Origin of the sequence: Humibacillus xanthopallidus, assembly GCF_006716675.1 — a bacterium.
GTDB lineage: Bacteria > Actinomycetota > Actinomycetes > Actinomycetales > Dermatophilaceae > Humibacillus > Humibacillus xanthopallidus_B.
The window spans coordinates 1,289,494-1,301,343 of record NZ_VFPM01000001.1 but is presented as its reverse complement, the minus strand read 5'-3'; the positions used below and the strand labels follow the sequence as shown (position 1 = coordinate 1,301,343).

The following is an 11,850-nucleotide window of genomic DNA, read 5'->3' as shown; positions in this document are numbered from 1 at the left end:
CGTGGCACCATGGAGCCATGAGCACGGATCTGCTGACCGACGAGGCCTGCGGCCTGCGCGAGCGCAAGAAGCGCGAGACGCGCCGGGCGCTCAACCTCGCTGCCCTCGACCTCGTCGAGGAGAAGGGCTTCAGTGCCGTCACGACCGAGGAGATCGCGTCACGCGCAGGCGTCAGCGCCCGCACCTTCTTCAACTACTTCCCGTCCAAGGAGGCTGCCGTCATCGGCACGACCGCTGAGGAGCTCGAGTCGTATGCCGCCCAGCTCGAGGAGGTGCGCGACGGTGAGTCGCCGATCGGCGCGCTTCGTCGCATCCTCGCCGGCATGCTCGCCCCGGCCTCGTTCGACCGCGAGCTGCGGACCAGGCGTCGCCGCATCCTGCTCGGCGAGCCGTCGCTCGCGCCCGCCCTCGTCGGCAACAACATCCGCATCGAGAACGCCCTGACCGCCGCCCTCGAGCGGCGCCTCGGTGTCGCACCCGGCAGCGCCCTCGAGCCCCGCATCACGGTCGCCGTGGCCATCGCCGCCGTGCGCGCCTGCATCGAGCACCAGCAGAACGGCGGCTCGGGCGACCTCGAGAGCAACATCGACGCGGCCTTCGCCCGCATCGCCATCGGTCTCGGCTGACCCGAGCCGGCTCCGGCGTCGATCGCGTGGCCGTCGATCGGAGCGAACCTGTATCAGGAGCCGTGGTCCGGCCTTCCGATCTGTGGTGGGCGCCGCGCAGGCGCCCGGGCATCGGAGCACGACATGAAGGGCACGCCTGAGCACCGCTTGGCATCGGGATGCATCTGGATGATCGTCCTGGCAGTTGTCGCCTGGAGCGGCCTCGGCCTCATCGGCGGTCGTGGGTCATCGGCCCACGGGGTGCAGGTCGCGGCCGCGGCATCAGCCCTCGACACGACTCCGCCCCACTCACTCGGGGTCCTCGGTGGTCCGAACGACGACGGCTGGTACAACGAGGAGTCCGGCTACGCCTGGACCGCGCAGGACTCCGAGAGCGGGATCGTCTCGTGTCACGGCGGTGCGATCGAGACCACCGAGTCCGCGGTGCCGCGCACCGTCTACGGAACCTGCACGAACGGCTCGGGCCTCACCGCGCCCTACGTCGGGTTCTCCTACCGCTTCGACGGCACACCGCCGACGCTCGAGCCTGTCGTCACGCGCTCGGTGGTCACGCGGTTCGGCATCGTCGTGGCCACGCCCCGCGCGCACGACGCGCTCTCCGGTGTGGCAGAGCAGAGCTGCAACGGCAGCCGCGCCCTCAGCACCCGCCGGGCCGGCCGGCACACGGTGACGTGCATCGCGCACGACCGGGCCGGCAACTTCGCGATCGCCAAGGTGTCCTACGTCGTCGTCGACCACCGGTAGACCCGCGTCTGTCACCTCGGAACCGATGCCGAGGCACGCACCCGTGGCGTTCGCTGCCGCTCAGAGCAGGGGCGCGGTCCTTGCCGACGGCGTGTGCTCGACACAGGTCGTCGCGGTCGGGCGCGCCTCGAGCCGGGCGTCGGGGATGCAGCCCCCGCACACCTCGCACAGCCCGTAGGTGCCCTCGGCGATGCGGCGCTGTGCGGCCTCGATCTCGGCGAGGTGCTGCTCGGCCTGGGTGATGAAGGCGGCGATCTGCGAGCGCTCGTAGGCGATGGTGAGGCCCTCGGGGTCGTGCTCGTCGTCGCCGTTGGCACCTTCGGCCGCGTCGACGACATCGTCGAACTCACGTCGCAGTGCGGCAAGGCGCTCGAGCTCCGTCGCGCGGTCATGGGCGAGGCTCTCGCCCTGGGCTGTCGTCATCTCGCTCATGGTCCTCATTCTCCGCCGATCGGCACCCGCCGGATGGCGTCAGTGGCGCAGCACACCACGAGCCGGCACGCGCTGCCCGGGCGAGGTCACTCCCGCCCGGCAGGGCCCTCCGGCAGGATGTGCCCATGAGCGACTCCAGCGGTGTGGTCTTCCCCGTCGACGCCTCCTCGGGGCGACGCAGCACGGCGGTCGTGGGGCGGTCCGTCGTCGCCGAGGCGCTCCGCGCCGTCGACCCCGTCGGCGCGGCCTCCGCCACCCGCGAGACGAACTGGCGGCAGGGCTACCTCCCCCACTTCCGCCGGCTCGTCGAGGCGGGGCTCTCCTCGGACGATGCCGCGGTCACCATCGCGAGAGACGGCATCGCCGCACTGCACGACCGGCTGCGCTGGTCGTCCGGCGGCGAGGACCGTCCGCTCGCGGCGGCCTTCGCGGACACGGCCGAGGACGGTGGGGCCACCAGTGCGCCACAGAAGCCCGCGACCACCCTGGGGCACGAGACGATCCGCGGCTCCGCCGCCCCCGACCGCACCCTCTCGGTGCCGTATGCCGGCCAGCGCCTCTCCGGCGACGCGCTCCGTCGCCAGGTCGACACGTGGGTCGCCGCGGGCACGGTGGAGCCGACCCTCGCGGAGGCCGTCGGCCGCGTCGTCGACAACCCCGGCTGGCTCGACCTGTCGGACCGCACCGTCGTCGTGCTCGGCGCGGCTGCCGAGATGGGTCCTCTGCGCACGCTGCTGCGCTGGGGTGCGGACGTCGCGGCGGTCGACCTTCCCCGAAAGGACCTGTGGGAGAGGCTGATTGCAGACACGCGCAAGAGCGCCGGCTCGATCACGGTGCCCGTGCGCAGGGGTGGTGCACCGCTCGCCGAGCGGCTCGGCGGCGACCTCGTCCACGACCTCCGTTCGGTCACCGACTGGGTCGAGCGGCTCGAGGGGCCGCTCGTGATCGGCAACTACGTCTATGCCGACGGTGCCACCAACGTGCGCGTCTCGGCGGCCGTCGACGCGCTCAGCGCCCGCGTCATCGAGCGGCGCGGGCGTGACGAGGTGGCGCTCGCCTTCCTCGCCACCCCTACCGACGTCTTCGCCGTGCCCGGGTCGGCCGTCGCCCGCTCCGTCGCCAACTACGCCGAGCGGCGCACGAGCAAGGTCCTCCGGGTGCCGCTGCGCACCCTCTCGGGTGGGCGACTCCTGCGCCGCAACTACGTTCCCGTCGACGGGCCCGAGGCGCCGGGGATCAACGACAGCGTCGTCCTGCAGCAGGGACCCAACTACCTGCTCGCCAAGCGGCTCCAGCGGTGGAGGGCGACGGCATACCGCGCCGACGGGGGACTGGTGTCGCTCAAGGTCGCGCCCCCGACGCGCACGCGCTCCGTCCTCAAGAACCGCGCGCTCGCGGCGGCCTATGCGGGCGCCCACCGCTTCGGCATCGAGGTCTTCGAGCCGGGCACCGCCAACACGCTCATGGCGGCGCTGCTCGTGCACGACCTGCGCACGGGCGCTCCAGCCCAGCCCCACCCGTGGCAGGACGAAGCGTATGCCGCGGTGCACGGTGGGCTCTGGACCGCGGCCTACGACCCGCGCAGCGCCCTCGGGATCGCCGCCCTGCTCGGGGTGGCGGCCGCTCGCTGACGAGCCCGCCCCCCGGCAGACGCACCCGGCGTCGGTGAGGCGCGTCTCAATGTGAACCGGGAGTTGGCGTGAGCAGCCCTGAGGCTAGATGCTGTGCGGATGGGTGAGCGAGTGGCGCAGCAGCCGCGGCGGGTCGACGACCGGTCGCCGGAGCGCGGGCTGGGTGGCACCCTCACCGCGCCCCGCACCCTCGTGCCGGCGCTGCTCGCGGCGATCGCCTACGTCGACCCGGGCAACTTCGGGGTCAACATCGCCTCGGGCGCCGAGCACGGCTACACCCTCGTGTGGGTCGTCGTCTTCGCGAGCTGCTCGGCGATGGTCATCCAGTACCTCGCCGCCAAGCTCGGCATGGCGACGGGCAAGAGCCTCGCCGAGCACAGTGCCGAGCGCTACCCCGGTGTCGGGCGGGTGCTCCTCTGGGCGCAGGCCGAGCTCGTCGTCGTCATGACCGACCTCGCCGAGATCGTCGGCGGCGCCATCGCGCTCAAGCTTCTCTTCGACATGCCGCTCATGGTGGGGGCCGTCTGCGTGACGGCCTTCAGCCTCGTCGTGCTCGGTCTCAAGGTGCGTGGGCGCAGCCGGTTCGACTCCGTCGTCCTCGTGCTGCTCGTCGTCATCATCGCCTCGTTGCTGTGGCAGGTCCTCATCGCCGACATCGACCGGGTCGCGCTGCTGCGCTCCGTCGTGCCCGGTCCGCTCGAACCCTCGGCGGCGCTGCTCGCCGTCGGCATCGTCGGGGCGACGGTCATGCCGCACGCCCTGCACTTCCACTCCGCTGCGTCCCGCGGGCGCGACGACGGGTCGGCGCCCGTGACGCAGGCCGAGCGACTGCGTGCGGGGCGCCGCACCGTGCGCAGCGTCGTCATCGCCATGACCGTGGCCGGCGCGGCGAACGTCAGCCTCGTCGTCTTCTCGGCGGGCCTCGGGAGTGAGGCGGGCTCGAGCATCGAGTCGGCGTATGCCGCCCTCGCCGCGAACTCCGGCCAGATCGCCGCGACGATGCTGGCCGTGGCGCTCCTGGCGTCGGGCCTCGCCTCGACGCTCGTCGGGGTGCAGACGGGCGACGTCGTCATGGCGGGCTTCGGCCGCCGCCCCATCGCACCGCTGCTGCGACGGCTGCTCGCCGTCGTGCCGGCCCTCGTCATCCTCGGCTTCGGGGTCGACCCGACGAGCGCGCTCGTCTGGAGCCAGGTCGTGCTGTCCTTCGCGCTGCCGGGCACGCTCATCCCGCTGCTGCTCTTTACCCGTGACCGCGCGCTCATGGGCGCGCTCGTCAACCACAGGCTCACGACGACGGCCGCCGCACTCATCACGGCCGTCATCGTCGGGCTCTGCGCCTACCTCGTCGTCTCGGGGGGCTGAGGCCCTCAGGCGGTCAGGCGAGGGTGAGGAAGAGCTTCTCCATCGCCGCCTGGTCCTCGGGCTGGATGCCGTCGGGGTTGCTGAGGCACTCGCGCAGCCCGCTCGACACGATGGCGAAGCCGGCCTTGTCGAGGGCGCGGTTGACGGCGGCGAGCTGGTTGACGACGTCGCGGCAGTCGCGGCCCTCCTCGAGCAGGCGGATGACGCCGCCGATCTGGCCCTGGGCGCGCTTGAGCCGGTTGATCACGGGGGTCATGTCATCGGGGTTGAGGGTGACCATGTCGGCTCCTTGAAGTGGGGGTGCTGAGGTGGTGGGTTGAGGGCAACGCTACGGCTGGGGGGCCGTTGCCGGCGTCAGGGACTCGAGCGCCCGGCTCAGCCGCTCGCGCGCATCTGCGGCGACCTCGGTGAGGGCGTCGTTGGCGGTGATGCGCACCATCACGCCGGGGTCCATCGCCTCGACGACGGTGTGGCCCTCGTCAGCCGCGCGGACGACGACGTTGCACGGCAGGAGCAGCCCGATCGACGGCTCCGCCTCGAGGGCTGCGTGCGCCAGCGGCGGTCGGCACGCGCCGAGCACGACCTGGGCGGGGATGTCGACGTCGAGCTTGGCCTTGAGCGTCGCGGCCAGGTCGATCTCGGTGAGGACACCGAAGCCGACCTCAGCCAGCTGTGCCCGGGTGGCGGCGAGGGTCTCGTCGAACCCGGCTGCGACGGTGGTGCTCAGGGCGTACTTCATGGGGAGCTCCTCGGTGTGTCGGTCGGCAAGGGTTCGGGTGCTCACGCGGTGACGTCGTCGGTCTGCTGCGCCTCGACCTGACGACGCACGTCGTCCATGTCGAGACCGCGGACCGCCTCGATGACCTGCTCCAGGGCGGCTGCGGGCAGGGCGCCCGGCTGGCTGAAGACGAGGATGCCGTCGCGGAAGGCCATGAGCGTGGGGATCGAGGTGATGCGCGCCGCGGCGGCCAGCGACTGCTCGGCCTCGGTGTCGATCTTGCCGAAGACGATGTCGGGGTGGGCCTTGGACGCTGCCTCGTAGATGGGGGCGAACATGCGACACGGGCCGCACCACGCAGCCCAGAAGTCGACGAGGACGATGCCCTCGGTGGCGATGGTCGACGCGAAGTCGGCGGAGGTCAGGTTGCGAGTGGACACGTGGTCTCCTTCGGACTCAGGGTTCCGGCTCTTCCGGACAGCATACCCTCTGGGGTATGCAACAGGTGGGGCGTCCGACGCATTCCCCGCCGGACGGCATACCCCTGGGCGGGGAGTGGTCGGCACTGCGAGTGTTTCGACGCCGTGGTCGACGTGGGCTATCGTGGTCACGTCACGATACCCCCATGGGTATGCTTGTGGCACCGACACCCATCCGCTCGCCGGGCGCCCCGGCAGCCGAGAACCCCCAAGGAGACACCCCCATGTGCCGACCCGCCACCTGCAAGACCTGCGGCAAGACGACCTGGGCCGGTTGCGGCCAGCACGTCGACCAGGTCATGCGTTCGGTGCCCACGAGCCAGCGCTGCCCCGGCCACGTCGGCGCTGCCGCCTCCTCCACGGGCGGCAGCGGCTTCCTCGGCCGTCTCTTCGGCCGCTGATCGGCTGAGCGTTCAGGCGGGAGGTGAGGTGGAGCCGTGCTTCTGATGGCCATCCCCATCGGCGTGCTCATCGGGCTCGCCCTGGGCGCCCTCGGTGGTGGCGGCTCCATCCTCACCGTCCCGGCGCTCGTCTACGTCCTGGGGCTCGACCCGGCGGCGGCCACGACGAGCTCGCTCATCATCGTCGGCCTGACGGCCCTCATCGCCGTCATCCCGCACGCTCGCGCCCACCGCGTGCGCTTCGGCGCGGGCCTGATGTTCGGCGCCCTCGGCGCCGCCGGGTCCTTCGCCGGGGCGGCGCTCTCGCAGTCGCTGCCGGCCACGACCCTGCTCATCGCCTTCGCCGGTCTCATGCTCGTCGTCGCGACGCTCATGCTGCGCCGGGCCCTCGCGCACCGGCCGAGTGGCGGACCGCCCTTCGACCCCACGGCGGAGCCGATGATCACGCTCCGCCCCTTCTCGTGCGCCTGCCCGCGCGTGGCCAAGGTCGTCGTGACCGCCACGGCGGTCGGCCTCATCACCGGCTTCTTCGGCGTCGGCGGCGGCTTCGTCCTCGTGCCGGCTCTCGTGCTCGCCCTCGGCTTCCCCATGCCGACCGCGGTCGGCACCTCCCTGCTCGTCATCGCCGTCAACAGCGCGACCGCGCTCGTCGCACGCCTCAGCCACGGCAGCACCGACCTCGACTGGCGGCTCATCGGCGTCTTCACGCTGGCCGCCATCGCGGGGAGCCTCGTCGGTGGCCGGGTGGCCGGCGCCGTCGACCCACGCCGCCTCACGATCACCTTCGCCGTGCTGCTCATCCTCGTCGCGATCTACACCGCAGCCCGCAGCTTCGGCCTCATCGGCTGAGCGGGGCCGGTGGCACCCAGCCCGGCGGCATACGGCCGCAGAGGCCAACGGCTGCGGGGCTGCGGCCCTTGGGGCGCCGGTCGATGCCGGGGGCAGTGTGGGAGAGTGGCCGACACACCGCCCGTCCGAGGAAGGGAAGGCATGGCTGCCCGTCTGCTCCCACCCGTCCCGAGGGAGCTTCCTGCGCTCACGGAGCTGCGGCTCGAGGTGCGCGCCTTCCTCGCCGAGCAGGTGCGCGACGGCGTGTTCGTGCCCCACGTCGACACGTGGCTGACCCGGTGGGACCGCGACTTCACGCGTGAGCTCGCACGCCGCGGCTGGCTCGGCATGGTCATCCCGGAGGAGTACGGCGGCCGCGGCCGCACCTATCTGGAGCGCTTCGTCGTCACCGAGGAGCTGCTCGTCGCGGGCGCGCCGGTGGCGGCCCACTGGATCGCCGAGCGCCAGATCGGCCCGTCGCTGCTCACGTACGGCACCGAGGAGCAGAAGCGCACCTTCCTGCCCGCGATCAGCCGCGGTGAGCTCGTCTTCGGCATCGGCATGAGCGAGCCGGACTCCGGCTCCGACCTCGCGAGCGTGCGCACCCGCGCCGAGCGTGTCGACGGCGGCTGGCGCCTCACCGGCACGAAGGTGTGGACGAGCGGGGCGCACGAGGCCGACGCGTTCTTCGCGCTCGCGCGCACCGAGCCGCTCGACCCCGTGCGCCGCCACGACGGCCTCAGCCAGTTCATCGTCGACCTGCGCGGGCCCGACGTGCACATCCGGCCGATCGTCTCGATGAATGGCGACCACCACTTCAACGAGGTGCACCTCGACGGCGTCCTCGTGCCGGACGACCGGGTGCTGGGCCGGCTCGGCGCCGGCTGGGTCCAGGTCACCTCCGAGCTCGCCTTTGAGCGCAGCGGGCCGGAGCGGGTGCTCTCGACCTTCCCGCTGCTCGCCTCGGCCGCCCAGGCGATGGAGGACGGCCGGCTGCCGCTCGACGAGGGTCTCGGTCGCCTCGTCGCCCGCGTCGCCGGCCTGCACCAGATGTCCTTCGCCGTCTCGCACGCTCTCGAGGCGCACGAGCCCGCCGACACCGCCGCAGCCGTCGTCAAGGTGCTCGGCACGACGACGGAGGGCGACATCGCCGACTACGTCGACGGGCTCACCGCCACGGGGTGGGTGGAGGACGAGGAGCTCTTCACCCTCCTGCACGCCGCGATCCTGCAGCGACCGGGCTTCACCCTCCGCGGCGGCACCAACGAGATCCTGCGGGGCGTCATCGCGCGCGGGCTGGGGATGCGCTGATGCCGTCCGTCCGGCCGCTCGTCGAGCTCCACGGCGCCGACCCTGACCTCGTGGGCGTGCTGAGCGAGCTCTTCGCGGCATACCGCAGCGGGCGTCCGGCGCCGACGCACCTCGTCGACCTCGACCGCGACCTCTGGGCCCACCTCGAGGAGCTCGGCCTCAGCCGGCTCACCGGTTCGCCCGAGCGGGGTGGCAGCGGCGGCACGTGGGCCGATGCGGCCGCCCTGCTCGGCATCGCGGCGGGCGCCGCAGCGCCGGTGCCGCTCGTCGAGCACGACGTGCTCGGCGGCTGGCTGCTCGAGGCAGCCGGCCTGCCCGACGACGGTGGCCTGCGCACGGTATGCCGTCCGGACCCGTCAGGGGTCGCCCTCAACGTCACGTGGGCCCGGGAGGCGACGCACGTCGTCGCGCTCTGGGAGGACCGCGACGAGTGGCGCGTCGCCGACGTGCCCCTCGACCACGTCGCGCTGACCGAGCGGCGCAACATCGCCGGGGAGCCCAGTGACACGGTCGAGTTCGACGTCGACGAGCTCGAGGCCGGAGTCGTTGTCTCTCGCGCGGTCGGCGAGCAGTTCCACCTACGGGGGGCGCTGGCCCGCAGCGCCCAGAACGTCGGCGCGATGGAGCGCATCGTCGAGATCGTCCTGCGGCACGTCGCCGAGCGCACCCAGTTCGGGCGGCCGATCGGGCGCTTCCAGGCGGTGCAGCACCTCGTCAGCGACATCGCGTCCGAGACCGCGCTCGGCCGCGCAGCGACCGACGCCGCCGTGGCCCGGGCGTCAGCGACGAACTGGACCGACCCCGGCATGCTCTTCGCCGTCGGCGTCGCCAAGTCGTGCGTCGGGCACGGGTCGTCGGTCGTCGTGCGCGGCGCGCACCAGGTGCTCGGTGCGATCGGCACGACCCTCGAGCACGAGCTGCACACGCTGACCAAGCCCATCCTGGCCCGGCGCAGCGAGTACGGCTCGCTCCACGAGTGGGACGAGACCCTGACGAGCCTCGCCGTGTCGGCGGGGCACGACCGGCTCTGGTCGCTCATGACGACCGGCCGCGCCAAACCGTCGAGTGCCCAGTTCCCGACGCGCGGGGGCGTCTGAAAGTGAGCACTCGACGGGAGTGGGGCGTGCGGAAGTGAGCACTCGACGAAGGAGGAGCACCCGATGACCGAGGTCCGCTACGAGGTGACCGACGGTGTCGCCGTCATCACCCTCGATGCCCCCGAGCGGCGCAACGCCCTCTCGGTCGAGATGTCGCAGCAGCTCACCGACGCGGCCAGGACCGCCGAGAGCGACCAGAGCGTCGGGGCGCTCGTCGTCACGGGCGGGTCGCACTTCTGCGCCGGCGCCGTGCGCAGCGTGCTCGCCGACACCGGCCGCGACCCCGTCGAGGACGGCGCCTACCGCAACCTCGAGACCGTCTACCGCGCCTTCACGACGGTCGGCGAGATCGGGGTGCCGACCATCGCCGCCGTGCGCGGCGCCGCCGTCGGCGCGGGGCTCAACCTCGCCCTCGCCACCGACCTGCGCATCGTCTCGCGCACGGCCCGCCTCCTGCCCGGCTTCGCCCAGATCGGCATCCACCCCGGGGGTGGTCACTTCACGCTGATCAACCGGGTCGCCGGGCGCGAGGCCGCGGCAGCCCTCGGCCTCTTCGGCGAGGAGGTCGACGGCGAGCGCGCCGTCGCGCTGGGCCTGGCCTGGGCGGCATACGACGACGCTGACGTGCTGGAACGCGCCATGGCGCTCGCGACCCGGGTGGCCGCCGACCCTGCGCTGGCGCGGCGCACCGTGGGCAGCTTCCGCCGCGAGACGGCTCCCGGCGGCATGCCCTGGGACGTCGCCGTCGAGCTCGAGCGCTCGCCGCAGATGTGGTCGCTGCGCCGCCGCGAAGGTTAGGCACCGATTCGGCACCACCGGGCTCGGGTGCAAGTATGGGGAGGTTGGCCGGCCCCGAGGCGCGGTCGACCACCGACCCCGTCCCCGGCAGAAGTGGAGAGACCGTGCTGGCCACCTACCGACCTCTCTTCGAGGTCCCGGGTGCCCGCAGGTTCATCGTCGGGGGCTTCACGGCCCGCTCGGCCGGCTCGATGTTCGGCGTGTCCGTCGTCGCGATGGTCGCGGCCCGCACCGGCTCCTACGAGCTCGCCGGAGCCGTCGTGGCAGCAGGCATGGTGTCGCTCGCCGTGTGCGCACCCTTCCTCGGGCGGCTCGTCGACCGCTACGGGCAGCGCCGGGTGGCGATCCCGTTCTTCCTCTTCTCGGGCTTCTGGGCCGTCATGACGCTGCTGACCTCGCTGCGGGGGTGGCCGAGCTGGCTGCTCTTCATCACCTTCCCCCTGTGCGGGGCCATCCCCAACCTCGGCACGATGGCGCGCGCCCGCTGGTCGCACATCTTCGCCCACGACCCGCGCAACCTGCACTCCGCGATGTCGTTCGAGCAGGTGATGGAGGAGGTCACCTTCGTCATCGGGCCCGTCCTCGCGATCTGGCTGTCGACGGCCTTCTTCCCCGAGGCGGGCTTCCTCTTCGCCACCGTCGCGTATGCCGTGGGCGTCCTCGTCTTCATCTCCGCCCGCTCGACCGAGCCGCCCGTCGTGCCGCACCACGAGCGCCCGAGCGAGCACGCCTACCGCGTGCCGGGGCTCGTGCCCCTCGCCTTCATCATGGTCATGACCGGGGTGATCTTCGGCGTCAACGAGGTCGTCACGCTCGCCGTCTCGCAGGAGTGGGGCGCCCCGGGAGCGGCGGGAGCGATCCTCGCCCTGTATGCCGTGGGGTCGGCTGCCGCCGGCCTCGTCTTCGGCCACATCTCGCACGGTCGCAACCTCGTCAAGCTGCTCATGCTCGGCACGCTCGGCATGGCGGTGCTCGAGATGCCGGTGCTCATCGCCACGAACCTGTGGGCGCTCGCCGGGCTCATGCTCGTCGCCGGAATGGCGACCGCGCCGACGCTCATCACGACGATGAACCTCATCGAGCGCATCGTGCCGAAGGCACAGCTCAACGAGGGCATGACGATCGTGCTCACCGGCCTCATCATCGGCGTCGCCGCGGGGTCGGCCATCTCCGGCGTCGTCATCGACCGCATCGGCGCCCAGCACGGCTACTGGGTGGCGGTCATTGCCGGGGGCTTCGCCTTCGTCATGGCGCTCGGCACCCGGGCCTTCCTCACGCGCCGCGAGCTGCACAACCTCCGCTGACGGCGACTGCCCGTTGTGGTCGTTCGCCGCGCGGGAGAGCACGCGACAGCGGACGCCCTGCACGGCATACGGGGCGGACGGTGTGCGAGAGGCCACTCCCGGGGTCGGGAGTGGCCTCT

General features: G+C 72.4%; 14 protein-coding genes. 10 read left to right on the top strand and 4 right to left on the bottom strand.

From position 1 onward, the window contains the following. Nucleotides 1-17: 17 nt before the first annotated feature. Together FBY41_RS05600 and FBY41_RS05595 are read left to right on the top strand one after the other, a co-directional pair. Nucleotides 18-626: a TetR/AcrR family transcriptional regulator gene (locus FBY41_RS05600; RefSeq protein WP_141842347.1), complete on the top strand. Its 609-nt coding sequence runs from the start codon at nucleotides 18-20 to the stop codon at nucleotides 624-626. Nucleotides 627-749: 123 nt separating this feature from the next. Continuing rightward, nucleotides 750-1,370 (top strand): hypothetical protein, encoded by a 621-nt coding sequence (locus tag FBY41_RS05595; protein ID WP_141842346.1) that lies wholly within the window; start codon nucleotides 750-752, stop codon nucleotides 1,368-1,370. Nucleotides 1,371-1,430: 60 nt separating this feature from the next. Here FBY41_RS05595 and FBY41_RS05590 read toward each other — a convergent pair whose 3' ends face one another. Then, nucleotides 1,431-1,802, bottom strand: coding sequence for a TraR/DksA family transcriptional regulator (locus tag FBY41_RS05590; protein WP_141842345.1), 372 nt, complete (start codon nucleotides 1,800-1,802; stop codon nucleotides 1,431-1,433). 125 nt (nucleotides 1,803-1,927) lie between these two features. Here FBY41_RS05590 and FBY41_RS05585 point away from each other — a divergent pair, with 125 nt between their 5' ends. Continuing rightward, entirely contained in the window at nucleotides 1,928-3,433 is a 1,506-nt protein-coding gene (locus tag FBY41_RS05585; RefSeq protein ID WP_141842344.1) for a hypothetical protein, read from the top strand. A 99-nt stretch (nucleotides 3,434-3,532) separates the two neighbouring features. Next, nucleotides 3,533-4,795 carry an Nramp family divalent metal transporter gene (locus FBY41_RS05580; RefSeq protein ID WP_260439575.1) on the top strand — a complete coding sequence of 421 codons (1,263 nt, stop codon included), beginning with the start codon at nucleotides 3,533-3,535 and terminating at the stop codon, nucleotides 4,793-4,795. Nucleotides 4,796-4,808: 13 nt separating this feature from the next. On the opposite strand, the gene FBY41_RS05575 is transcribed toward FBY41_RS05580, so the two are convergent. Genes FBY41_RS05575 through trxA form a run of 3 tightly spaced genes read right to left on the bottom strand, consistent with a single transcriptional unit; the run spans nucleotide 4,809 to nucleotide 5,953 of the window. Then, nucleotides 4,809-5,075 (bottom strand): metal-sensitive transcriptional regulator, encoded by a 267-nt coding sequence (locus tag FBY41_RS05575; RefSeq protein ID WP_141842343.1) that lies wholly within the window; start codon nucleotides 5,073-5,075, stop codon nucleotides 4,809-4,811. Nucleotides 5,076-5,123: 48 nt separating this feature from the next. Beyond that, nucleotides 5,124-5,534, bottom strand: a complete 411-nt coding sequence (locus tag FBY41_RS05570; protein WP_141843188.1) for a DUF302 domain-containing protein — start codon at nucleotides 5,532-5,534, stop codon at nucleotides 5,124-5,126. A gap of 41 nt (nucleotides 5,535-5,575) precedes the next feature. Beyond that, a complete protein-coding gene (gene trxA / locus FBY41_RS05565) occupies nucleotides 5,576-5,953 on the bottom strand; it encodes a thioredoxin (protein ID WP_141842342.1) in 378 nt (125 codons plus the stop codon). 263 nt (nucleotides 5,954-6,216) lie between these two features. Here trxA and FBY41_RS23310 point away from each other — a divergent pair, with 263 nt between their 5' ends. The 6 genes from FBY41_RS23310 (at nucleotide 6,217) to FBY41_RS05540 (ending at nucleotide 11,731) form a co-directional block, all read left to right on the top strand. Then, on the top strand, nucleotides 6,217-6,393 hold the full coding sequence (locus FBY41_RS23310; protein WP_185748903.1) for a hypothetical protein: 177 nt from the start codon (nucleotides 6,217-6,219) through the stop codon (nucleotides 6,391-6,393). Nucleotides 6,394-6,438: 45 nt separating this feature from the next. After that, entirely contained in the window at nucleotides 6,439-7,242 is an 804-nt protein-coding gene (locus FBY41_RS05560) for a sulfite exporter TauE/SafE family protein (RefSeq protein WP_141843186.1), read from the top strand. A 141-nt stretch (nucleotides 7,243-7,383) separates the two neighbouring features. Beyond that, nucleotides 7,384-8,532, top strand: coding sequence for an acyl-CoA dehydrogenase family protein (locus tag FBY41_RS05555; RefSeq protein WP_141842341.1), 1,149 nt, complete (start codon nucleotides 7,384-7,386; stop codon nucleotides 8,530-8,532). After that, nucleotides 8,532-9,629, top strand: a complete 1,098-nt coding sequence (locus FBY41_RS05550; protein WP_141842340.1) for an acyl-CoA dehydrogenase family protein — start codon at nucleotides 8,532-8,534, stop codon at nucleotides 9,627-9,629. The genes FBY41_RS05555 and FBY41_RS05550 overlap by 1 nt, the downstream gene beginning before the upstream one ends. A gap of 63 nt (nucleotides 9,630-9,692) precedes the next feature. Then, entirely contained in the window at nucleotides 9,693-10,427 is a 735-nt protein-coding gene (locus FBY41_RS05545) for an enoyl-CoA hydratase-related protein (RefSeq protein WP_141842339.1), read from the top strand. A 104-nt stretch (nucleotides 10,428-10,531) separates the two neighbouring features. Beyond that, on the top strand, nucleotides 10,532-11,731 hold the full coding sequence (locus FBY41_RS05540; RefSeq protein WP_141842338.1) for an MFS transporter: 1,200 nt from the start codon (nucleotides 10,532-10,534) through the stop codon (nucleotides 11,729-11,731). Nucleotides 11,732-11,850: the final 119 nt, after the last annotated feature.